Annotated in this window: 23 protein-coding genes, 1 tRNA gene and 1 pseudogene; 7 read left to right on the top strand and 18 right to left on the bottom strand. The window is 65.3% G+C overall.

Annotation, left to right across the window (positions count from 1 at the left end; genetic code table 11):
- Position 1: 1 nt before the first annotated feature.
- The 4 genes from U5A89_RS07410 to U5A89_RS07395 form a co-directional block, all read right to left on the bottom strand.
- On the bottom strand, positions 2-700 hold the full coding sequence (locus tag U5A89_RS07410; RefSeq protein ID WP_338160545.1) for a carbonic anhydrase: 699 nt from the start codon (positions 698-700) through the stop codon (positions 2-4).
- Positions 701-880: 180 nt separating this feature from the next.
- The gene (locus U5A89_RS07405; RefSeq protein WP_338160544.1) at positions 881-1,591 is read right to left on the bottom strand and encodes a response regulator transcription factor; all 711 of its coding nucleotides are present in this window, start codon (positions 1,589-1,591) and stop codon (positions 881-883) included.
- A complete protein-coding gene (locus U5A89_RS07400; RefSeq protein WP_338160543.1) occupies positions 1,588-1,713 on the bottom strand; it encodes a hypothetical protein in 126 nt (41 codons plus the stop codon). Before U5A89_RS07400 ends, U5A89_RS07405 begins: the two co-directional genes overlap by 4 nt.
- Positions 1,714-1,858: 145 nt before the next feature.
- Entirely contained in the window at positions 1,859-2,383 is a 525-nt protein-coding gene (locus U5A89_RS07395) for a hypothetical protein (RefSeq protein WP_338160542.1), read from the bottom strand.
- A gap of 220 nt (positions 2,384-2,603) precedes the next feature.
- On the opposite strand from U5A89_RS07395, the gene U5A89_RS07390 reads away from it, so the two are divergent.
- Positions 2,604-3,572, top strand: a complete 969-nt coding sequence (locus U5A89_RS07390; protein ID WP_338160541.1) for a magnesium and cobalt transport protein CorA — start codon at positions 2,604-2,606, stop codon at positions 3,570-3,572.
- A 17-nt stretch (positions 3,573-3,589) separates the two neighbouring features.
- Here the strand turns inward: U5A89_RS07390 and U5A89_RS07385 are convergent.
- The 5 genes from U5A89_RS07385 to U5A89_RS07365 all read right to left on the bottom strand — a co-directional run bounded on the left by U5A89_RS07385 (position 3,590) and on the right by U5A89_RS07365 (position 6,147).
- Positions 3,590-3,666 (bottom strand) — tRNA-Arg (locus U5A89_RS07385).
- Between the two features lie 53 nt (positions 3,667-3,719).
- Positions 3,720-4,193: a DUF1178 family protein gene (locus U5A89_RS07380; RefSeq protein WP_338160540.1), complete on the bottom strand. Its 474-nt coding sequence runs from the start codon at positions 4,191-4,193 to the stop codon at positions 3,720-3,722.
- Positions 4,190-5,020, bottom strand: coding sequence for a carbon-nitrogen hydrolase family protein (locus U5A89_RS07375; RefSeq protein WP_338162968.1), 831 nt, complete (start codon positions 5,018-5,020; stop codon positions 4,190-4,192). Before U5A89_RS07375 ends, U5A89_RS07380 begins: the two co-directional genes overlap by 4 nt.
- Positions 5,021-5,025: 5 nt before the next feature.
- Complete coding sequence (gene grxC / locus U5A89_RS07370) at positions 5,026-5,283, bottom strand: glutaredoxin 3 (RefSeq protein WP_338162967.1); 258 nt, start codon at positions 5,281-5,283, stop codon at positions 5,026-5,028.
- Positions 5,284-5,406: 123 nt separating this feature from the next.
- Positions 5,407-6,147 carry a ComF family protein gene (locus U5A89_RS07365; RefSeq protein WP_338160539.1) on the bottom strand — a complete coding sequence of 247 codons (741 nt, stop codon included), beginning with the start codon at positions 6,145-6,147 and terminating at the stop codon, positions 5,407-5,409.
- 41 nt (positions 6,148-6,188) lie between these two features.
- Here U5A89_RS07365 and U5A89_RS07360 point away from each other — a divergent pair, with 41 nt between their 5' ends.
- The gene (locus U5A89_RS07360) at positions 6,189-7,040 is read left to right on the top strand and encodes a methyltransferase domain-containing protein (RefSeq protein WP_338160538.1); all 852 of its coding nucleotides are present in this window, start codon (positions 6,189-6,191) and stop codon (positions 7,038-7,040) included.
- A gap of 20 nt (positions 7,041-7,060) precedes the next feature.
- On the opposite strand, the gene U5A89_RS07355 is transcribed toward U5A89_RS07360, so the two are convergent.
- Positions 7,061-8,125 (bottom strand): SDR family oxidoreductase, encoded by a 1,065-nt coding sequence (locus tag U5A89_RS07355; RefSeq protein ID WP_338160537.1) that lies wholly within the window; start codon positions 8,123-8,125, stop codon positions 7,061-7,063.
- A gap of 76 nt (positions 8,126-8,201) precedes the next feature.
- On the bottom strand, positions 8,202-9,077 hold the full coding sequence (locus tag U5A89_RS07350; protein ID WP_338160536.1) for a metallophosphoesterase family protein: 876 nt from the start codon (positions 9,075-9,077) through the stop codon (positions 8,202-8,204).
- Positions 9,078-9,147: 70 nt separating this feature from the next.
- On the opposite strand from U5A89_RS07350, the gene U5A89_RS07345 reads away from it, so the two are divergent.
- Positions 9,148-10,044, top strand: a complete 897-nt coding sequence (locus tag U5A89_RS07345; RefSeq protein WP_338160535.1) for a diacylglycerol/lipid kinase family protein — start codon at positions 9,148-9,150, stop codon at positions 10,042-10,044.
- Between the two features lie 133 nt (positions 10,045-10,177).
- Here U5A89_RS07345 and rpsI read toward each other — a convergent pair whose 3' ends face one another.
- The 6 genes and pseudogenes from rpsI to U5A89_RS07315 all read right to left on the bottom strand — a co-directional run bounded on the left by rpsI (position 10,178) and on the right by U5A89_RS07315 (position 14,822).
- Positions 10,178-10,753 carry a 30S ribosomal protein S9 gene (gene rpsI, locus U5A89_RS07340; protein ID WP_338160534.1) on the bottom strand — a complete coding sequence of 192 codons (576 nt, stop codon included), beginning with the start codon at positions 10,751-10,753 and terminating at the stop codon, positions 10,178-10,180.
- Positions 10,753-11,232 (bottom strand): 50S ribosomal protein L13, encoded by a 480-nt coding sequence (gene rplM / locus U5A89_RS07335; RefSeq protein WP_338162966.1) that lies wholly within the window; start codon positions 11,230-11,232, stop codon positions 10,753-10,755. The genes rpsI and rplM overlap by 1 nt, the downstream gene beginning before the upstream one ends.
- 147 nt (positions 11,233-11,379) lie before the next feature.
- On the bottom strand, positions 11,380-12,168 hold the full coding sequence (locus U5A89_RS07330; RefSeq protein WP_338160533.1) for a hypothetical protein: 789 nt from the start codon (positions 12,166-12,168) through the stop codon (positions 11,380-11,382).
- Positions 12,165-13,208, bottom strand: a complete 1,044-nt coding sequence (locus tag U5A89_RS07325) for a COX15/CtaA family protein (RefSeq protein ID WP_338160532.1) — start codon at positions 13,206-13,208, stop codon at positions 12,165-12,167. The genes U5A89_RS07330 and U5A89_RS07325 overlap by 4 nt, the downstream gene beginning before the upstream one ends.
- Before the next feature lie 80 nt (positions 13,209-13,288).
- On the bottom strand, positions 13,289-13,921 hold the full coding sequence (locus U5A89_RS07320; RefSeq protein WP_338160531.1) for a 2-dehydro-3-deoxy-6-phosphogalactonate aldolase: 633 nt from the start codon (positions 13,919-13,921) through the stop codon (positions 13,289-13,291).
- Positions 13,918-14,822, bottom strand: a pseudogene (locus U5A89_RS07315) (2-dehydro-3-deoxygalactonokinase). Before U5A89_RS07315 ends, U5A89_RS07320 begins: the two are co-directional and overlap by 4 nt.
- Positions 14,823-14,961: 139 nt before the next feature.
- Here U5A89_RS07315 and U5A89_RS07310 point away from each other — a divergent pair.
- The 4 genes from U5A89_RS07310 (at position 14,962) to U5A89_RS07295 (ending at position 20,111) form a co-directional block, all read left to right on the top strand.
- Entirely contained in the window at positions 14,962-16,764 is a 1,803-nt protein-coding gene (locus U5A89_RS07310; protein WP_338160530.1) for an IlvD/Edd family dehydratase, read from the top strand.
- 101 nt (positions 16,765-16,865) lie between these two features.
- Positions 16,866-18,443, top strand: coding sequence for an aldehyde dehydrogenase (NADP(+)) (locus U5A89_RS07305; protein ID WP_338160529.1), 1,578 nt, complete (start codon positions 16,866-16,868; stop codon positions 18,441-18,443).
- Entirely contained in the window at positions 18,440-19,363 is a 924-nt protein-coding gene (locus U5A89_RS07300) for a Gfo/Idh/MocA family protein (protein WP_338160528.1), read from the top strand. Before U5A89_RS07305 ends, U5A89_RS07300 begins: the two co-directional genes overlap by 4 nt.
- Before the next feature lie 16 nt (positions 19,364-19,379).
- A complete protein-coding gene (locus tag U5A89_RS07295; protein WP_338160527.1) occupies positions 19,380-20,111 on the top strand; it encodes a FadR/GntR family transcriptional regulator in 732 nt (243 codons plus the stop codon).
- A 117-nt stretch (positions 20,112-20,228) separates the two neighbouring features.
- On the opposite strand, the gene U5A89_RS07290 is transcribed toward U5A89_RS07295, so the two are convergent.
- Entirely contained in the window at positions 20,229-20,918 is a 690-nt protein-coding gene (locus U5A89_RS07290; protein ID WP_338160526.1) for an aspartate/glutamate racemase family protein, read from the bottom strand.
- Positions 20,919-20,983: the final 65 nt, after the last annotated feature.

Below are 20,983 nucleotides of genomic sequence, written 5' to 3'. Positions count from 1 at the left end.
TTTACTCCGCCGCTTGGGCGTATTGGCCATCGCCAGCGAGGCGACGGGCGTGGGGAAGCGCGACGGGCAAAGGCTGCCCTTCGCGCAGCGGCATGAAGCGACCGGTGTCGCCGTCCAGGCCAAGCACCTGACCGGCATGGATGTCGACATACCAGCCATGCAGCGCGATTTCGCCACGGGCGATGCCCGACGCGACCGACGGGTGCGTGCGCAAATGCGCCAGTTGCACCACGACATTTTCCAGCGCCATGTTGCGCAGCTTTTCAGCGTCGCTCAGATCGGCGGGGTAATTTTCCTTGCACAGCTTCTGTGCGGCATGGCTGTTGCGCAGCCAGGCGGCGACATTGGGCATCGCGTCCAGATTGGCCTCGGTCGCCAGCGCCTTCATCGCGCCGCAATCGCTATGGCCGCACACGATAATGTCGCGCACGCCCAGAACCATGACCGCATATTCGACCGTCGCGGTCACGCCGCCAAGCTGGCTGGCGTGCGGCGGCACGATGTTGCCGGCATTGCGGCACACGAACAGGTCGCCGGGGGCCGCCTGCATGATATGTTCGGGGACGATGCGTGAATCGGCGCACGAGATCATCAGCGCCTTGGGGCTTTGGCCATGGCTGGCGAGTTGATTGTAGAGGGCGCTTTCATTTGGAAAGACCTTGGTCTCGAAGCTGAATACGCGACCGAGTAGCTCGTTCATGGAGTCTATCCTCTTCTTCAAAATGGTTTCCCGGCCAGGGGGCGGACCGGTGTATCTTGAAGGATAGACGGCTGGTTTTGCTGCAGCGCAGCGGGTTTGTTAAAAACTGTGTCTGGATGATGGAGCCGGCAATCGCCGCGCCTTGCCGAAAAATGGCGGAATAGCGGGGCGATCCGCCGTTCAGCGCCGATCCACTACGGCACTGAACATGTAGCCGACCCCGCGCACAGTAACAATTGGTGCGGCGCGCCCGCCCGCCCCCAGCTTGCGGCGCAAGCGGCTGACCAGCACGTCGATGCTGCGATCGGACGAGGGCGTGTCACGGACTCCGGCCAGTTCCATCAGGCGCGCGCGCGCGATCACCGCCTGGGGATGGTCGAGGAAGACCGATAGCAGGGTAAACTCCGCCGCCGTCAACTCGACCAGTTCCTCCTGCGGATCGGTGACTTCGCGTCGAGCGAAGTCCACCACCCAGCCATCGAAGATCGCTTCGGTCTGGCGACGCAGGCCCAGCGCGCGTTCGCCACGCCCGCGCCGCAGCACCGCGCGCAGGCGGGCGGCGAGTTCGCGCGACGAATAGGGCTTGGCCATATAATCGTCCGCGCCCAATTCCAGACCGACGACCCGATCCACTTCCGAACTGTTCGATCCGACCAGGATAATGGGCACGTCGCTGCGTTCGCGGACGTCGCGACACAGGTCCAGCCCATCCGACCCACGCAACGCTGAGTCCAGGACAACGGCGCCCACCGGGGTGGTGGTGAGGGCACTGAAAATGTCGGTCGCCGATGCCGCGGGCAACGCGCGAAACCCACTTTGCTCCAGATATTCGCGGACCTTGTGCCGCAAATCCTGCTGTCGTTCGGCGATCAATATCAGCGGTGCACTCATCCGCGCGACACGATGCGATTGGCAGAGCGACGCGCCACCGCGCGCAGGTTGACGGACGATAGGGCAGGATAGCGAGTGGCGGCGCACTGGGCCGCGGTGCCGGACTGCGGAATAAGGGACATGGGTTTCTCCTCCGCGACTGGGCGATATGCACCATTGGCCGTGCCAAACCGCCATATAGTCGATGATCGGGGAAGATTAGGGCTGGCGAGTGTCTCTCCAGTTTGCCAGATGTTACAAATCATTGCTGTAGTCAAGCGCGCCTGCCTATTGCGCGGCCAGCATCACCGGGGCGGGCGTGTTGACGCCCCTGATATGCGCGACCAGCGCCCATAGCCAAAGCGCATCGCCCGCCGCATGGTGCCGGATCGCGCCCTGTGCATCGGCGAAGGCGACGGCGGCATCGACATGGCGATCGTCCACACCCTGCGCATCGATCAGCGTCGCGACATGCTGGATCGCGAACGGCGACGGCGCGCCCGCCGCATGGGCCAACGTATCGAGCCAATATTGGTCGATCAGGCTGTCGGCGATGACCTGACGCCCCTGCGTCGCGGCCACCAGTTCGGCCAGCACGACCGCAACCGGCTGGCCTTCGTCCATGATGCGTTGGCGGGTCAGGCCGTGCAACGCTTCGGCTTCCGCGGTCCAGTCCCAGCCAGCCCAACTGTCATGCGGGCGGATCAGCCAGCTGCGCGCGGTCAGGCCATCGGCTATCCCCACTTCGATCGGGAAGGACCGGCCGTGGCGCGGCAGGCAGGACGCCTCAAAATCGATCGTGATGATGCACAAGGCCAGGCTCCGTCATTCCCGTGCGGCCTGCTTCCCCCAGCCTGCGCCGCCTATATTCGATGCGCCCCTTTCGACCCGAACTATGTCAAAGAAAAGTCAGTCGCCACCCCCTTCAGGAAAAATCATAGGAGCTGAAGCATTGCGACGGTGAGAGGCAGGATGGGCGGGACGCCGCCAAAAACTTCTGCTAATCGGCGCAAACCAAAGGGAAACATGCGCCATGACCGTCGTCGCCGCCTATCTGTACCGCAACGGCCAGCGCGTCCGCCCGGTGGCGATCGACGAACGGGTCGATTGCCCGCCCGACAAGTCGGAATTCATCTGGATCGGCGTCGCCGACCCGACCCAGGAGGAAATGCAGATACTGGCACGCACCCATGACCTGCACCCCCTGGCGGTCGAGGATGCGATCAACGCGAACCAGTTGCCCAAGGTCGACATCTATGGCGACCAGCTGTTCGTCGTCGCCCGCACCGCCCATGTCGAGGGCGACACCATCTGTTACGGCGAAACGTCCCTGTTCATCGGTCACAGCCATATCATCAGCGTTCGCCACGGCTCCGCGCGCGCGCATGTAGCGCTGCGCGAGGAACTGGAAGCCGTCCCTTCCCGCCTCGCGCAGGGGGTGGATTATGTGCTGCACGCCATCTTGGATTTCATCGTGGACGGCTATCTGCCGATCATCGAGGGGATCGAGGAGGAGGTTCTGGAAATGGAGCAGCAGATGATCGACCATTTCCTGCGCCGCGAGGATATCACCCGCATCTTCAGCCTGCGCCGCCAGCTCATTCGGTTCCAGCGCATCCTGTTGCCGATGCAGGAGGTCGCGACCAAATTCGTTAAGATGGACCTGCCCTGCATCGATCCCGAAGCCCGCCCCTATTTCAGCGACGTGCGCGACCATGTCCGCCGGGTGCAGACGATGGTCGACGATCTGCGCGAAATCCTGAACAGCGTGTTCGAATCGAGCAACCTGCTGGAACAGCAGCGCACCGGCGACATCACCCGGCAACTGGCCGCCTGGGCCGCGATCCTGGCCGTGCCGACCGCGATTGCGGGCATTTACGGCATGAATTTCGAACATATGCCCGAGCTACGCACGCGATATGGCTATTTCGTGGTGCTGGGCGTGATCGCCGTGGTGTGCTCGCTACTCTACGCCCGGTTCAAACGGTTGAAGTGGCTGTAAAACTGCTGGAAAGGGAATGGTGCACCCGACGGGATTCGAACCCATGGCCCTTAGATTAGGAATTTAATGCTCTATCCTGCTGAGCTACGGGTGCACGCAGTCATGCGCTCTATTGCCAGCGGCGCGCGGGGTCAATTCTTGGGGTGCCTAATTCTTGGCTTGGGGTGGGATGACGGGGAACGGGAGTGGCGCGACCTCCACGCCTTCGGCGATCAGCGCCTTGGCTTCGGCTGGGGCGACTTCGCCATGGATGCTGGCGCGATCCTGTTCGCCATAATGCATGGCGCGCGCCTGTTCAGCAAAACCGCGGCCGACCCAGGTGCTGTCCTCCAGCGCCTTGCTCTGGGCGGTCGCAAGCGCCTCGACCAGCGCCTTCATCTTGGCCTGATCAGCACCGCTCATCGCTGGAGCGGTCAGTTCTTCGCGAGGCATGGCGACGGCGCGGCTGTTGCCCTTGGCGCCCACCGCAGGCGCCATCACCGCCTTGGTCACATCCCCGTCGCCGCAGATCGGACAGGCCAGCAGGCCACGCGCCTTCTGATCCTCATAGTCCGCGCTGGACCCGAACCAGGCTTCGAACACATGCGCCTGCGACTGGCATTTAAGGTCGAACACGATCACGAAATGGTTACGTCCTTCGGCATGATACGGCGGTTGGCTAGCGCGGGCACGCGGCTGCGCACATCCCCTATGCGGGTGAGGTCCAGGTCCGCAAGCGCCAGACCCGCCGTCTCGCCCATGTCGAGCAGCGTTTCGCCCCAGGGATCGATCACGACGCTATGGCCATAGGTGGTGCGCCCATCTTCATGCGCGCCCACCTGCGCGGTGGCGATGACGAAGCAGCCCGCCTCGATTGCGCGGGCGCGTAGCAACACGTGCCAGTGCGCCTGTCCCGTCGGCACGGTGAAGGCGGCAGGCGCGAGCAGGATGGTCGCCCCGGCATTGGTTAGCGCACGATAGAGGTCGGGAAAGCGCATGTCGTAGCAGATGGAAAAGCCCATCCGCGCCCAGGGGGTATCGGCCGCAACCACCTGCTCGCCCGGCCCATAGACCGACGATTCGCGCCAGCTTTCCCCGGTCGCCAGATCGACGTCGAACAGATGGATCTTGTCGTAACGGGCACGGATCGCGCCGGTATCGTCGATCAGGAAACTGCGATTGGCCCAGCGCCCGTCGGCCCGCTCGCCTTTCAGCGGTAGCGAGCCGATATGCACCCACAGCCCTTCGCGCGCAGCCGCATCGCGCACGGCCGCCAGCACGACATCTTCCGCTTCGTTGCGCAGCGTATCGGCCGCGCGCGTGCGGTCGCGGTCGAGGCAGCCCGCCATTTCGGGCGTGAACAGCATGTCCGCGCCCTCCCCCTTCGCGCGCTTGACCATGTCCACGATGGTGGCGGCGTTGGCGGCGGGATCGATCCCGCTGGTCATCTGGAACAGGGCGGCGCGCATGCTGGTCACAGGCCCAGCAACGCGTCCAATTTGCCCTCGCGGTTCAGCGCCGACAGGTCGTCGCTGCCGCCGATATGCTGTCCGTCGATGAAGATTTGCGGCACGGTGCTGCGACCGGGCGCGCGATCCAGCATCTCGTCCCGCTTGGGCCCGCCCATGCTGATGTCATATTCGGCAAAGGCGACACCCTTGTCGGTCAGCAATGCTTTCGCCCGCGCGCAATAGCCGCACCAGGCCTTGGTATAGATTTCGACATTCGCCATGATGATGAAAGGCTCCACAAAGCGATTTCGAGGCGGATGGTCCATCCGCCGACCCGGAAATCGCGACACACAAAAGATGGTCCTGAAATTGGGGGAACGCGTCGCTTTGTCAATCGCCGCGCCTCATTCGACATCAGCATCCGGCAGCACGCGCGCCCAACAGAGCAGCCGCACCTCCGCCGCCCCGCCGCGCCTTAGCACCTTTGCGCAGGCCGCCGCCGTCGCGCCGCTGGTGTGGACATCGTCGATCAACAGCACGCGCCGTCCTTTCAGGTCATGATCCGGCACCAGCGCGAAGGCGCCGCGCACGGCCTTTTCACGCTGGCGGGGGTTCATGCCGCGCAGGGGCAGCGTTCGCTTCACCCGCTGCAAGGCGCGCTTGTCCACCGGCCAGCCGGTCAGCCGCGCAAGATGATCCGCGATCAGCGCCGACTGGTTGAATCCGCGATGCCACAGGCGCCAGCGATGCAGCGGCACCGGGACGATCAGCGCGTCGTCACTGCCCACATGCCGAAGCATCTGGCGCGCGATCAATCGGGCAAGCCCGATCCGTCGCCCATATTTGAGCCGCAACGCTACCGTCCGCGCGACATCGCCATAGGCCAGCACCGCGCGCGCGCCGTCCCAAGGCGGCGGGGCGGCCAGGCACGCACCGCATTCCGCCCCCTCCCCCAGATCATGCGGAAACGGCACGCCGCACCGTGCGCAGCAGGGATCGCCCAGAAATTCCATCCCGCCCCAACAGGTCAGGCAAAAGGCGAAATCCTCCCCGACGATGGCGCCGCAGCCGGGGCAGCGCGGCGGTAGCGCATAATCGATCGCGGGCTGCAAAACGCCCTTGAGACGCGGTAGGATCGGCATCATCTGCCTTGTCCGCACTTCGCGCCCGATGCACAAGGCCCGCCATGGATAACCACCCCGACATTTTCGACCGCGCCCGGCGCGCGCGCAATCGCGATCGGATGATGCCCGCTTTCGCCGATCACGACTTCCTCTATCGCGCGATGCTGGACGAACTGCTCGACCGGCTGGGCGATGTGCAGCGCGATCTGCCCGAAGCGCTAGTGATCGGTTGCCCGGACGGCAGCGCGAAAGCGGCGCTGGAGGCGATGGGCAAGCGCGTGGCCTGTGCCGATCCCGGTTTCCTGGCGGCTAAGGCAATAGGCGGCGTTCAAGCGGACGACGACGCCCTGCCCTTCGCCGACGACAGTTTCGATCTGGTTATCGCCTGTGGCACGCTGGACAGCGTCAACGACCTGCCCGGCGCGCTGATCCTGATGCGGCGCGTGCTGCGCCCGGACGGGCTGATGCTGGCGGCCTTTACCGGCGCGGGCAGCCTGCCGCGCCTGAAATCCGCGCTGCTGGCGGCCGAAGGGGATCGGCCCGGCCAGCATGTCCATCCGCAGGTGGACGTGCGGTCGGCGGGCGATCTGCTCAGCCGGGCGGGCTTCGCCATGCCGGTCGCGGATGGCGATGTGCTGACCATTCGCTATGGCGATGTGGTGCGGCTGATGCACGATCTGCGCGGGATGGGCGCTGGCAATGCGCTGGCAATGCGCGCGCCGACGTTAACCCGCGATGTGCTGATGCGCGCGGCCGGGCATTTTGCCGACGCCGCCGACCCGGACGGGCGGACGGGAGAGCAAATGGCGCTGGTCTATCTGTCCGGCTGGAAACCCGATCCCAGCCAGGCGGGTCCGGCTAAACGCGGCAGCGCCACGGTTTCGCTGGCAGCGGCGTTGAAGGGGAAGGCGTAAGCCCACCCCTTCGCCTGTCGTCAGGGGATCAACCGATCCGCGCGTAGCCGTTCGAACAGCGCGAAAAAGGCGTCGTCGGTCGGCACATAGGTGGTGAAGCCCATGCGGCGGCTTTTCGACATATCGGTCACGACCTCGATCGGACGGCCCAGGTCGGCATCGGTATGCCAGGGTGACGCGAGACGGGTGATATCCGCTTCCGCCAACCCATCGCGCTCGGCGATCGCCCGCCATGTCGCGGCATTGTCCGCCATTTGCTGCTCCAGCGGTAGAATCGTGCCGTCGAAGGGCGCAGCCTCCAACCCGAACCATGCCGCGATACGGCCCCACAGCCATTGCCAGCGAAACACGTCGCCATTGACGATGTTGAACGCTTCGTTGCGCGCCGACGGCGTTTCCGTCGCCCATAGCAGATGCTTCGCCAGCACGGTGGCATCCGTCATGTCGGTCAGGCTGTTCCACTGCGCGGCAGAGCCGGGAAAGCGGAACGGTCGCCCGGTTTCGCGGCACAGGCTGGCATAGATGGCCAGTGTCGTACCCATGTTCATCGCGTTGCCGACCGCCTTGCCGATGACGGTATGGGGGCGATGCACGCTCCAGCCGAACCCGTCCCGCTGCGCCGCGGCGAACAGTTCGTCCTCCTGCGCATAGTAGAAATTCTCGACATCCAGACGCCCCTGCTCCTCGCGAAACGGGGTTTGGGGCAACGTGCCCTTGCCATAGGCTTCGAAGGGACCGAGATAATGTTTGAGGCCCGTCACCAGCGCGACATGGCGGGCGCTGACGCCGGGGCGCAGGCCGTCGAGCAGGTTGCGCACCATTGCGGCATTGACCCGGATATTCTCCGCCTCGCTATCCTGCCGCAGCCAGGTCGTGATGAACACGGCTTCCGGGCGTATATCGGCGAGCGCGGTGGCCGTGGCTGCTGCATCCTGAAGATCGGCGACGAGCGGCAGGACACCGTCCTGGCGTATCGGCCGCCGCGCCAGACCATGCACCGTCCATCCTTCTGCCACCAGAAGCGCGGCGGTGGCGCTGCCGACGATGCCGCTCGCGCCGACGACGAGGGCCGTTTTTTCCGTCATGATAATCCGATCGCTATAGAGAGAATGTGAAGCCATGGCTCGGTTGGCACATGGCTGATCTAGGAGGTTGTGGGCGTTACGGTGCGACGCCAGTCGCTAGTTCGCCGATGACGGGCGCGTCATCGACTGGATGGGATGTCCATTCCTCATCCTGACGGCGATATTCGACATGGCTCGCCCGGCGGAAGGCCGCGCCGTCCCACACGATCACCTGCAATTCCATCTCATTATTGCGGCGGACGTGCAGCCAGTTGAAACTTTGCGGTTCGGCGTTGCGCAGCCGGGTGGAGGTCGCGGTGCCCGCCTGGATCACGAGCGCGCCGCCACTATGTTCCACCATCTTGCGCGCGGACTCGGCATAGGTGCGATGGAAATGCCCGGCCAGCGCCAGATGCACGCCCGCCTCGCACGACGCCTGGATGGCGTCGTCATGCTGGCCGACGGCTTCGCTCAGTTCGCCACCCCGGCCGATCGGCATGGAAAAGAGCGGATGATGGGTCACGAGGATACGGGTCTTGTCCGGCGGCACATGGGCGAACCGTTCCCGCAGCATGTCCATCTGGTCATGATTGATACGCCCGTCCTTGATCGTCAGCGACCGGGCGGTGTTAAGGCCCAATATCGCCACCTCGTCATTTTCGAAGAAGGGGCACAGGTCGTTGTCGATATAGCGTTTGTAGCGTGCCAGCGGCCGGGTGAAGCGGCGGATGACATCATAGAGCGGCACGTCATGATTGCCGGGGATGACCAGTGTCTTCAGCCCCGACGCGTGCAGCCGGTTGAGCCAGGCGGCGGCCTGCTTGAACTGCGCCACCCGCGCGCGCTGCGTAAAGTCGCCGCTGATCACGATCAGGTCGGGTCGGCGTTCCTCCAGCCAGGCGGTGGCGGCGTCCACGATCTTGGGATCGTTGGCGCCAAAGTGAATATCGGACAAATGAGCGATTCGAGCCATGCCAAGGTAACGTATCGATGGCTTATGGTTTCCTGTGCACCCGAAATCGATTTGGCGGAGTTATTGCGGCATGGAAACAAACCCCCTCCCAAAAGACGCCGTCCTGGTCGTCAACGCCCATAGTCGCAGCGGGCAGGACAGCTTCGCGCAGGCGAAGGAAAAGCTGGAGGCGGCGGGCGTCCGGCTGATCGCCGCCCATGCGGTGGAAGACCCCGAACAGATGGCTTCCACGGTGCGGGACGCGGTCGAAAGCGGCGCGCCGATGGTGATCGTGGGCGGCGGCGATGGGTCGATGTCCGGGACGGTGGACGAACTGGTGGGCAAGGATTGCGTGTTCGGCGTGCTGCCGCTGGGCACCGCGAACAGTTTCGCCCGGACGCTGGGGCTGCCACTCGACCTGGACGGGGCGATCAAGGCGATCGCCACCGGCAAGCGCCGCCGCGTCGACCTGGGCATGATCGACCGCGATTATTTCGTCAACGCCGCGTCCCTGGGCCTGTCGCCGATGATCGGGCAGACGGTGCCGCACAAGTTGAAGCGCTATCTGGGGCGGATCGGTTATCTGATGTGGGCGGTCAAATGCTCGGTCGGTTTCCGCGCCTTTCGCCTGACGATCGACGATGGGGTCAAGGAACGGCGCATCTGGTCCACGGAAGTCCGCATCCTGAACGGTCCCTATCATGGCGGGGTCGAACTGTCCGATCATGCCGATGTCGATACCGGCGAAATCGTGGTGCAGGCAGTGGTCGGCCGCAGCAAGCCGCGTCTGGCGTGGGACTGGTATGCGAAATTCTTCAAACTGCGCGACCGCAATTCGCATACGGAGGAATTTCACGGCCAGTCTTTCAGGATCGACACCGTGCCGCGTCAGCGCATTTCCATCGACGGCGAAGTGCTGGCGAAGACACCGGTCACGGTGAAGATCGCGGCGGGGGCGGTCGAGGTGGCGGTGCCTGGGGACAGCTGACGGCGACGCATCCATTCTTGGTTCCCCGGCGTGCGCCGGGCAACGTTGAGGGCAGACTTAACCTCCCCACGTCGCAGACAACAAAAAAGGGACCGGAAACCGGCCCCTCTCCTGTTTTGCGATAGCGGAAAACTTAGCGCTTCGAGAACTGGAAGCTCTTGCGCGCCTTCGCCTTGCCGTACTTCTTACGTTCAACGACGCGGCTGTCGCGGGTCAGGAAGCCTTCGGCCTTGACCGCGCTGCGCAGCGCCGGTTCATACTTGGTCAACGCCTGGGCGATGCCATGCTTGACAGCACCGGCCTGGCCCGACAGACCGCCGCCCTTGACGGTGGCGATGACGTCATACTGACCGTTGCGGTCGGTGACACCGAACGGCTGGTTGATGACCAGACGCAGGGTCGGACGCGCGAAGTAGATTTCCTGATCGCGGCCATTGACCGTGATCTTGCCGGTGCCGGGCTTCACCCATACGCGGGCGACGGCATCCTTACGACGGCCGGTCGCATAGGCGCGGCCAAGGCTGTCGATTTCCTGCTCGCGCAGCGGCATGGTCGAAACCGGCGGCGCGATCGGCGCGGCGACGGCGTCTTCACCTTCGGCGGCAGCGGGCGCCGGAGCGGCAGCGGCGGCAGGTGCAGCGACCGGCGCGGCAGCGGCTTCGGCCGCGATCTGCGCGAGGTCGGACAGGGACTGGCGGTTATCGGACATTATGCACCCACCTTGTTCTTGCGGTTGCGCGACGCGAAGTCGAGCACTTCGGGGTTCTGGGCTTCGTGCGGATGCTCGGCACCGGCGAAGACGCGCAGGTTGCGCATCTGCTGGCGACCCAGCGGGCCACGGGGGATCATGCGCTCGATCGCCTTTTCAAGCACGCGCTCGGGGAAACGGCCTTCCAGGATCTTGGCAGGCGTAGTTTCCTTGATGCCGCCGGCATAACCGGTGTGCTTGTAATAGACCTTGTCCGTCAGCTTCTTGCCGGTGAACTTGACCTTGCCGGCGTTGATGATGATGACATTGTCACCACAATCGACGTGGGGCGTGAAGCTGGTCTTGTGCTTGCCACGCAGGATATTCGCCACGTTCGAAGCGAGACGGCCCACGACCAGGCCTTCGGCGTCGATCAGGACCCATTTCTTTTCGACCGTCGCCGGGGTCGCCGGCTTGGTGGTCTTCATCAGCGCCTTCATGGTGCCAATACTCCAGAATGAAAAAATGAAACCGGGCGCCGTCGCCGACACCCGGAAGTGGGGCGCTAATGACCGCTGACACCCGACAAGTCAAGAGATTCGGCGCTTTTGCTGACGGGTAAAATAATACCATCGTCCAATCGGCGCCTAATCGGCAGGCGTCAGCGTCCGGCTTTCGGTCAGGGCCAGCGATCCCACGGCCAGGCTGCGCTGCTGCGTTTCGACAAGGCCGGTGGTGCGGGACAGGCGGTAGCGGATGGCGACCTGCACGCCCGTGCCCGCCAGCTTCTCCTCCAGATCCAGCGCATCGGCCGGTTGCGCGACGACGCGCAGCGTGCCTTCCACCGGCACCGGTCGTCCCAGCGGCGATCCTGCCACCGTGCGGAGGCCGCGCCCTTCGCCGCCCGCAACGCTGCTGCCGGAAAATAGGAAGAGCGGCTGCATCTCGCCTGCCAACAGGCCCAGCCGACCTTCGGGCGAGAGACTGTCGAACAGCGCCTGGACCTTCGCCGCAGCCTTGTGCCGTGGCGTGTCGGGCGCGAACTGGGCCAGCATGGCGGACAGGCTTGCCTGCACGGTAGTCCACATTTGGTCCATCGCGTCGAGGCTGACGATATGTCCCTGCCCGTCGAGCCGAAAGCGCAGGACGACGCCCACTAACGGAGTCAGCGCAGCGCGATACGACTCCGCCCCGGCGGCGGGCGCATCGGTATCGATCGCCTTGAGCGTCGCCTGGAGGATATAGCCCTCACCTGCCCGCTCGAACCGCAGGTCGCGGGTGGCGCTGAATCGGCGGGTCGTGCCATCGACCGGTCGATGCTGTTCGATCTGATAGACCAGCGCACGGTCGGTGGGCGGCGCAAAGGGTATGGCGATGGCTTGCGCAGCGGCAGGCTGGCTGAACGCGATCAGTGCCGCCCCGACTAGATGCCTCAACGGCGTACACCCACCGCATGGGCACCCCAGGCGGCGGCGGCCACGACCAGCGCGCCGACCGCCTGGTGCAAGACCGCCAATGGCAGTGCGATGCCGCTGACGACCGTGGCGATGCCGAGCAGGATCTGCGTGCCGACTGCGGCATTGATGGCGATCGACGCGCCGCGTTGCCCGGCACGCTTCGCACGCCGCGCCAGCAGAACAAGCGCGACCGCCGCGACCCAGGCCCACCAGCGATGCAGGAAATGGACGAGATAGGGATCGCTGGACACAGTGGCCCAGAGCGACCCCATCCAACTGATGCCTTCGGGCACGAGATGGTCGTTCATCAGCGGCCATGTGTTCGACACATAGCCCGCGTCCAACCCGGCGGTGAACGCACCCAGCATCAATTGCACCACCAATATCAGCAGCACGACCAGCGCGAAGGGCCGCAGCGTCGCAGGCTGCGCGCGCGGCGATCGGGCGAGCGCCCGCAGGTCGAGCGCGGTCCAGATCAGGCCGCCGATGATGAACAGCGCCGTCAACAGATGCACGGCCAGCCGATAATGGCTGACATCGGTGCGGACCGACAGGCCAGACTTCACCATCCACCAGCCGATCGCCCCCTGCAACCCGCCCAGCGCCAGCAGCGCGACCAGCCGCCAGCCATAGCCCGCCGGGATCGCGCGCCGCACCGCGAACCAGATCAGCGGCAGCGCAAAGGCCACGCCGATCAGGCGACCGAGCAGCCGATGCAGCCATTCCCAGAAGAAGATGAACTGAAAATCGGCCAGCGTCATGCCATGGCGCAACTGCTGATATTCGGGGATTTGCTGGTAAAGGCGGAAGGCGTCCATCCAATGATCATGGGTCAGCGGCGGGATCGCGCCGGTGATCGGCTTCCATTGGGTGATCGACAGGCCCGATTCCGTCAGCCGGGTGATCCCGCCGACCACGACCATGCAGAAGACGAGGAAGGCCACGATCAGCAGCCAGCGGGCGATAGCCAACGGACGCGGGTTGGACGATCGGGCGCGGGGGAAAGCGAAAGCTGTCATGCCCGGTCCATGCGCCCACAGCCCATGGGTTTCAAGAGGGGCTGACGGGCGGACACATGGACAAATGGTCCGTACCCATCCTAAGCGATCGTTGCCTGCCAGGCCGCCACCAGATCGCGGCCGCGCTGACCCACGGTCGCGGCGTCGTCGCCCGGCTTATAGAGCGCGCCGCCAACGCCGATGCCCTCGCAGCCTGCCGCCAGCCAGGCACCGATCGTATCCGCGCCGGTGCCGCCCACCGCCCACACGCCGACATGCCTGGGCAGCACGTCCTTCACCGCCTTCACATAGGGTGCGCCCAGTTGGGCGGCGGGGAACAGCTTGATCCGCTTCGCCCCGGCCGCGATCGCGGCAAAGGCTTCGCTGGGCGTCATGAAGCCGGGCAGCAGGTCCAGGCCCAGCGCCGCGCCCCGCGCGATGACGGCGGGGTTGGTGTTGGGCGTGACCATGATACGCCCGCCTGCATCGTGCAGCGCCTCGACCGATTCGACGCTGAGCACCGTGCCGCCGCCGATCAACGCGCGGTCGCCGAACGCGGCCTGCATCGCGGCGATGCTGGTCAGCGGATCGGGCGAGTTGAACGGCACTTCCAGGATGCAGATGCCCGCCTCCACCAGCGCGGCGCTGACGGCGACGGCTTCGTCGGGCCGGATGCCGCGCAGGATGGCGCAGACCGGTGGCGCGCCGTCGGCCAGCAATTCGTCCAGGGTCATGCCGCTAATTCTCCCAAATAACCCAGGCCCGCAAGGGCGCAATGATCGCCGTCCAGCGTGCGCGATGTGATGCCGCGCGCGTCGAGCGCCTGCGCATAGCGAGCGCACAGCGCCTGGTCGCCGATCAAGACGACATGGTCCACATCACCCATCATCGCGCCTATTTCCGCGACTTCATGTCCGATCAGCAGCCCGGACAGATAGCCCAGCGCCCAGTCGGGCGAGCGTCCGCTGCGCAGGCGCATGGTGCGCGCGGCGAACAGCGACTGCAACAGTTGTGCGCCGTGGGCGCGCGCCAGACCTTCGGCAAAACCCACAGATAACTGCGCCGGATCGGTCACCTCGACCTTTGGCCCCAGCGTCGAATGATCGCGCAGCAGTGCGAACAATTCACCGGTCGGCATCGTGCGGAACGACAGGATACGGCCATCCTCCACCAACGACCATTTGTTATGCGTGCCGGGCAGGACGATCAGATGGCGCCCTACCGCCAGGGCGAGATCGCGGGCGAGGGCGCCGAAAATCTGCGTCTCCTCCCCCGCATCACGTCGGGAATGCCATCCGCGTTATCGCAGGCCAACCCGGCCATGATGGCGAGCGGCGTGCCACGCCAGTCGAAACGCACGGCCATTTGCCGCCAGCTATCCGCATCGGCGGGGCAGTCCGCATAGGGCGCTTCCACCCAGCCATCGCGCGCTCCGACCATGCCGCAGAGTGTGATAGCCTGTGGCGCGCCATGGGCCAGCCAAGAGGCGATCGTATCGGCAAAGGCCGCCTCCGCCGCGCGTCCCACCGTGCCGATCCCCGGGCCGTCGCGACGCGCGACGATTGCGCCCTTTTCGACGCGGAACAGGCGTAGGCGGCTGGTCCCCCAATCCCCGATGACGGAGAAGCCGCTCATCGCATCCCACGGCAAATATTATTGTTGGTAACGCTCACATAACCCCGCTTCGGGTGCTTGAAATTCCATTTGTCTGAGTATATCAGAGGGCCGAGCGCGTCAACGCGCCATGCCCACAATATTGCGTCAGGATGCCCCAATGAGCGATTCGTCCAAGCCCGCCCCCAAACTGCGCAGCCGCGCCTGGTTCGACAACCCAGACAATATCGACATGACGGCGCTGTACCTGGAACGCTATCTGAACTTCGGCCTCAGCCTGGAAGAATTGCGCAGTGGCAAGCCGATCATCGGCATCGCCCAGACCGGCAGCGACCTGTCGCCCTGCAACCGCCACCATATCGTCCTGGCCGAACGGATGCGCGACGGCATTCGCGAAATGGGCGGCATCGCGCTGGAATTTCCGGTTCATCCGATCCAGGAAACCGGCAAGCGCCCGACCGCGGGGCTGGACCGCAACCTGGCCTATCTGGGCCTGGTCGAAGCGATGTACGGCTATCCGCTGGACGGCGTGATCCTGACCACCGGCTGCGACAAGACGACGCCTGCGCTGCTGATGGCGGCCGCCACCGTCAACATCCCGGCCATCGCTCTGTCGGTCGGTCCGATGCTGAACGGCTGGTTCAAGGGCGAGCGGACCGGGTCGGGTACGATCGTGTGGAAGGCGCGCCAGCTGCTGGCGGCGGGGAAGCTCGACGATGAAGGCTTCATCAAGCTGGTCGCCTCCTCCGCCCCCTCCACCGGCTATTGCAACACCATGGGCACGGCATCGACCATGAACAGCCTGGCCGAAGCGCTGGGCATGATGCTGCCCGGATCGGCCGCGATCCCCGCCCCCTATCGCGATCGGCAGGAAGTCGCCTATCTGACCGGCAAGCGCATCGTCGAGATGGTGGCCGAAGATTTGAAGCCGTCCGACATCCTGACGCGCGACGCGTTCCACAATGCGATCATGGTCAATTCAGCCATCGGCGGATCGACCAACGCGCCGATCCACCTGTCCGCCATCGCCCGCCATATCGGCGTCGACCTGCCGCTCAAGGATTGGGAGACGGTCGGGCACAAAATCCCGCTGCTGGTCAATCTGCAACCCGCCGGCGAATATCTGGGCGAAGATTATTATCGCGCCGGTGGCGTCCCCGCCGTGGTCGGCCAGCTGATCGAACAGGGGCTGATCCACGAAGGCGTGATGACCGTCAACGGCAGGACCATGGGCGAAAATTGCAAGGGCGTGGCGATCGAGGATGAAAAGGTCATCCGCCCGTTCCAGCAGCCGCTGGTCGAGGAAGCGGGCTTCCTGGTGCTGTCGGGCAATCTGTTCGACGCGGCGGTCATGAAGACCAGCGTCATCAGCGCCGAGTTCCGCGATCGCTACCTGTCCAACCCGGAAGACCCCAATGCCTTCGAAGGCCCGGCGGTCGTGTTCGACGGGCCGGAGGATTATCATCATCGCATCGACGATCCGGCGACCGGCATCACCGCCAATACGCTGCTGTTCATGCGCGGCGCCGGGCCGATCGGCTATCCCGGCGCGGCGGAGGTTGTGAACATGCGGCCGCCTTCCTATCTCATCACCGAAGGCGTCAGCGCCCTGCCCTGCATCGGCGACGGTCGGCAGTCTGGCACGTCGGGCAGCCCGTCCATCCTCAACGCGTCGCCCGAAGCGGCGGCGATGGGTGGTCTGGCGCTGCTGGAAACCGGCGACCGCGTCCGCATGGACCTTAACAGCGGCACGGTGAACGTGCTGATTTCCGACGAGGAACTTAGCCAGCGCCGCGCGGCGCTGGAGGCGGCTGGCGGGTTCAAATATCCTGCGTCGCAAACGCCGTGGCAGGAAATCCAGCGATCGGTCGTCGGCCAGATGAACACCGGCGCAATCCTGGAGGGCGCGGAGAAATATCAGCGCATCGCCCAGACCATGGGCCTGCCGCGCGACAATCACTGACGGTTTCGCGGCGACACGCCGCGGCCCGATCCCACGGTCAGAACTGGACCCCGGCCTGCGCCGGGGAACAGCCCAACCTATTGCATTTCAGGAGAACGACCATGTTCAACGGAGCCATTCTTATCGGCGCAAGCGAGCGCACCGGCGGCGATCCTTTCTACGCCATCGACCCCGCGACCGGGCAAAAGGGCGACGTCGCCTTCTCCAACGCATCGACCGCCGATGTCGCGGATGCGACTGCGCTGGCCGACGCCGCGTTCGAAACCTTCTCCACCCTGACCCCCGACGCCCGCGCCACCTTCCTGGAAAGTGTTGCGGACCAGATCATGGCGATCGACGACCTGCTGATCACCACCGCGATGAGCGAATTGGGTCTGCCGCGCGGCCGCCTGGAGGGCGAGCGCGGCCGCACCGTCGGCCAGTTGCGCCTGTTCGCCAGCTATGTCCGCCAGGGCGACTGGCTCGACGCCACCATCGACAAGGCGCTGCCCGACCGCGCGCCGCTGCCCCGTTCGGATTTGCGCCGCGTCAATCAGGCGCTCGGTCCCGTCGCCGTGTTCGGCGCGTCCAACTTCCCGCTCGCCTTCTCGGTCGCGGGCGGTGACACCGCGTCCGCCTTCGCCGCCGGTTGCCCGGTCGTGGTGAAGGGCCATCCCGCCCATCCCGGCACCGGTGAGCTGGTCGCCCGCGCGATCATCGCGGCGGTCGCCGCGTGCGGCCTGCCCGAAGGCGTCTTCTCCTACCTGCCCGGCACCACCAATGATCTGGGCGGCGCGCTGGTCGCCGATCCGCGCATCAAGGCGGTGGGCTTCACCGGATCGCGCGGCGGCGGCATTGCGCTGATGCAGATCGCAGCCAAGCGCCCGGAGCCGATCCCGGTCTATTCGGAAATGTCGAGCATCAACCCGGTCGTCCTGCTGCCCGGTGCGCTCGCTGCGCGCGCCGAAGCATTGGGCACAGCCTTCGTCGGTTCGATGTCGCTGTTCGCAGGGCAGTTCTGCACCAACCCCGGCTTGGTGATCGCGCTCGACAGCCCCGATCTCGACACCTTCGTCGCGTCGGCCGCCGATGCGCTGTCGGCCAATGCGGCGCAGGTCATGCTGACGCCCGGCATCCACGCCGCTTACGAAAAGGGCGTCGAGGCGCTGGCCAGCGCCGATGGCGTCACCACTATCGCCCGCGGCACGGAAGCCGACGGCGCCAACCGGGGCCAGTCCGCTTTCTTCGCCACCGCGTCCGACCAGTTCCGCGCCAACCCGGCGCTGGCGCATGAAGTGTTCGGCGCGTCGTCCATCCTGGTGAAGTGCGCCACGATCGAAGAGGTGATCGCCACCATCGCCGATCTGGAAGGCCAGTTGACTGCGACGCTGCAGATGGAAGCCAGCGATGCGGACAATGCCGCCAAGCTGCTGCCCACGCTGTCCCGCAAGGTCGGCCGCGTGCTCGCCAATGGCTGGCCCACCGGCGTCGAAGTGACTCATGCCATGGTCCATGGCGGTCCGTTCCCGTCCACCTCGGACGGCCGGTCGACCTCGGTCGGTACGCTTGCGATGATGCGCTTCCTGCGCCCGGTCTGCTATCAGGATGTGCCTGACGCACTGCTGCCCGCGGCGTTGCAGGATGCCAATCCCCTGGGCTTGACGCGTCGTAACGAAGGCAAGCTGGACGTGGCCGCATGACGATCAGGGCAGGTCTGGTAGGGCTGGGTAAAATCGCACGCGACCAGCACCTGCCCGCCATCGAGACGATCGACGGCATAGCGCTGGTCGCCGTCGCCAGCCGCAACGCGCGAGGGGACGGGGTGAACAATTACCCCGACCTCAGCGCAATGCTGGCGGGTGAACCGGATCTGGACGCCGTGATCCTCTGCCAGCCGCCGCAGGTCCGCTATCATGCGGCGCGGCAGGCGCTGCTGACGGGGAAGCATGTGTTTCTGGAAAAGCCGCCGGGCGCGACCGTGTCCGAAGTGGAAGCGCTCACCGCACTGGCGAAGGCACAGGGCGTCACCCTCTACGCCAGCTGGCACAGCCGCTATGCTGCCGCCGTGGCGCAGGCCAAGGCCTGGATCGCGACGCGCACGGTGGAGCGGATCGACATTCAGTGGCGCGAGGATGTCCGCCACTGGCATCCGGGCCAACCCTGGATCTGGGAAGCGGGCGGATTCGGCGTGTTCGATCCGGGCATCAACGCGCTGTCGATCCTGACCGAGATCGTCGGCGAACCGATCACCGTCCTGTCGGCGGAACTGGAAGTGCCGTCCAACAAGCAAGCGCCGATCGGCGCGACGCTCCAGATGGCGACCGCATCGGGCGCGGCGATCGACACAGTGTTCGACTGGCGCCAGACCGGGCCGCAGACCTGGGACATTGCGGTCGAGACGGACAAGGGCAGCCTGCTGCTGTCCGAAGGCGGCAACACGTTGCGGCTGGACGGCGACGTGCAGATGAAGGCACCGGACACGGAATATCCGTCCATGTATCGCCGCTTTGTCGATCTGGTGGCGGACAAGGCGATCGACGCCGACACCGCGCCGTTGCGGCTGGTGGCGGACGCCTTCCTTTGCGGGCGACATTGTCCTACGGCAGCGTTCGAGGACTGAATATAGGAGCGGGCATTTGGGTAGCGGGCGCAAGGTCGGATCGGAGGAGAGCGGGCTGCGCATCCATCAGACGATCGCCCGCGACCTGGGCACTGCCATATTGACGGGGCGGCACCAGCCCGGCGAATTGTTCGAGGGCGAGATCGAGGCGTCCGATCGCCTGGGCGTGTCGCGCACCGCTTATCGTGAAGCCGTCCGCATCCTGATCGCCAAGGGGATGCTGGAAAGCCGCCCCAAGGCTGGCACCCGCGTGTTGCCGCGCAGCCGCTGGAACGTGCTCGATCCCGAAATGCTGGCTTGGATGTTCGCGGGCGAGCCGGACGCCAGCTTTATCCGCGACCTGTTCGAACTGCGCGGCGTGATCGAACCGGCCGCCGCCGAATTTGCCGCGCGCCGCCGCACCGATGCGCAGATCGCGACGATGGAGGCGGCGCTGGCCGATATGGGGCGTTTCGGCCTGTCGACGCCGGACGGCCGGGCGGCGGACCAGCGGTTCCATCACGCGATCCTGGCCGCTACCCATAATGATGCGCTGGAGGCGCTGGCCAGTTCGGTCGGTGCGGCGGTCAGTTGGACCACGACGTTCAAGCATCGCAAGAAGCTGATGCCGCGCGATCCCCTGCCCGACCATCGCGCCGTGTTCGAGGCGATCGCGGCGCGGGACACCGCCGCCGCGCGGGCGACCATGGCCGAACTGCTGCGTCTGGCGCTCGCGGACATGGACATCGCGCTGGCGGAGCCGGGCTGAACCCAACATGGCAGTGTTCCCGCGCAGGCGGGAATCCAGTTCTAAGGGCGCCGATAATTGCTATGGCGGAACTAGGTTCCCGCCGGCGCGGGAACACGGCTTACCTACAAGCAGCCTTCACCCCAAGATATACTCCACCCCCGCTTTGGCGTGGATGCTGGTGCAATCGTAGATCGGCAGGACATTGGCCTTTACGTCCACGATCAGTTCCAGTTCGGTGCAGGCCAGCACCACCGCCTGCACATCCTCCTTGGCGATGTCGGTCAATTCCGACTTCATATAGCGTTCGGATTCCTTGCTGACCTTGCCTACGGTCAGTTCGTCATAGACGATGCGATCGATCCGATCGGCCAGTTCCGTGTCGGCGGGCAGCAGCGAAATGCCGTGGCTGACCAGGCGCTGGCGGTAGAATTTCTCGGTCATGACGTTGCGGGTGCCGATCAGCGCGGCTCTTTCGATGCCGTCTGCTTTCATCGTCTTGCCCACGATATCGGCGATATGCAGGATCGGGATGCCGACCGCTTCCTGCACCCGGTCGTAAACGCGGTGCATCGAATTGGCGCAGATCAGCAGCGCGCCCGCGCCGCCCTGCTCCAGCCGCTGGGCCGCGCCGATCAATTGGCCCGATGCGCAGTCCCAGTCGTTTTCGGTGGCGCAGCGGGCGACTTCAGCGAAGTCCAGGCTCTCGATCAGCAAGGGCGCGCTATGCTGCCCGCCCATCGCGCGGTGCACCGCCTGGTTGATGATCGCATAATAGCGCGCGGTGGAGGTCCAGCTGAGACCGCCGATCAGGCCAAGTTTATGCATTCTATCTCCGCTACGCAGGATGTGTCAGGGCCATAGGGTTAGGGTAAGCGATGGCTGCGGGGCAA

The sequence above is a fragment of the Sphingobium sp. HWE2-09 genome, from assembly GCF_035989265.1.
GTDB lineage: Bacteria > Pseudomonadota > Alphaproteobacteria > Sphingomonadales > Sphingomonadaceae > Sphingobium.
Note: the sequence above shows the minus strand (reverse complement) of the source record. Positions and strands in the feature narration are given on the sequence as shown.

What these genes read in the sequence shown, in the direction of transcription:
- U5A89_RS07320 (WP_338160531.1), bottom strand. Translation starts at nt 13,921, where the DNA reads ATGACCCTGGACGAATTGCTGGCCGACGGCGCGCCACCGGTCTGCGCC.
- U5A89_RS07365 (WP_338160539.1), bottom strand. Translation starts at nt 6,147, where the DNA reads ATGATGCCGATCCTACCGCGTCTCAAGGGCGTTTTGCAGCCCGCGATC.
- U5A89_RS07290 (WP_338160526.1), bottom strand. Translation starts at nt 20,918, where the DNA reads ATGCATAAACTTGGCCTGATCGGCGGTCTCAGCTGGACCTCCACCGCG.
- rpsI (WP_338160534.1), bottom strand. Translation starts at nt 10,753, where the DNA reads ATGTCCGATAACCGCCAGTCCCTGTCCGACCTCGCGCAGATCGCGGCC.
- U5A89_RS07300 (WP_338160528.1), top strand. Translation starts at nt 18,440, where the DNA reads ATGACGATCAGGGCAGGTCTGGTAGGGCTGGGTAAAATCGCACGCGAC.
- U5A89_RS07400 (WP_338160543.1), bottom strand. Translation starts at nt 1,713, where the DNA reads ATGTCCCTTATTCCGCAGTCCGGCACCGCGGCCCAGTGCGCCGCCACT.
- U5A89_RS07355 (WP_338160537.1), bottom strand. Translation starts at nt 8,125, where the DNA reads ATGACGGAAAAAACGGCCCTCGTCGTCGGCGCGAGCGGCATCGTCGGC.
- U5A89_RS07360 (WP_338160538.1), top strand. Translation starts at nt 6,189, where the DNA reads ATGGATAACCACCCCGACATTTTCGACCGCGCCCGGCGCGCGCGCAAT.
- grxC (WP_338162967.1), bottom strand. Translation starts at nt 5,283, where the DNA reads ATGGCGAATGTCGAAATCTATACCAAGGCCTGGTGCGGCTATTGCGCG.
- U5A89_RS07390 (WP_338160541.1), top strand. Translation starts at nt 2,604, where the DNA reads ATGACCGTCGTCGCCGCCTATCTGTACCGCAACGGCCAGCGCGTCCGC.
- U5A89_RS07310 (WP_338160530.1), top strand. Translation starts at nt 14,962, where the DNA reads ATGAGCGATTCGTCCAAGCCCGCCCCCAAACTGCGCAGCCGCGCCTGG.
- U5A89_RS07345 (WP_338160535.1), top strand. Translation starts at nt 9,148, where the DNA reads ATGGAAACAAACCCCCTCCCAAAAGACGCCGTCCTGGTCGTCAACGCC.
- U5A89_RS07305 (WP_338160529.1), top strand. Translation starts at nt 16,866, where the DNA reads ATGTTCAACGGAGCCATTCTTATCGGCGCAAGCGAGCGCACCGGCGGC.
- U5A89_RS07405 (WP_338160544.1), bottom strand. Translation starts at nt 1,591, where the DNA reads ATGAGTGCACCGCTGATATTGATCGCCGAACGACAGCAGGATTTGCGG.
- U5A89_RS07350 (WP_338160536.1), bottom strand. Translation starts at nt 9,077, where the DNA reads ATGGCTCGAATCGCTCATTTGTCCGATATTCACTTTGGCGCCAACGAT.
- U5A89_RS07375 (WP_338162968.1), bottom strand. Translation starts at nt 5,020, where the DNA reads ATGCGCGCCGCCCTGTTCCAGATGACCAGCGGGATCGATCCCGCCGCC.
- rplM (WP_338162966.1), bottom strand. Translation starts at nt 11,232, where the DNA reads ATGAAGGCGCTGATGAAGACCACCAAGCCGGCGACCCCGGCGACGGTC.
- U5A89_RS07410 (WP_338160545.1), bottom strand. Translation starts at nt 700, where the DNA reads ATGAACGAGCTACTCGGTCGCGTATTCAGCTTCGAGACCAAGGTCTTT.
- U5A89_RS07325 (WP_338160532.1), bottom strand. Translation starts at nt 13,208, where the DNA reads ATGACAGCTTTCGCTTTCCCCCGCGCCCGATCGTCCAACCCGCGTCCG.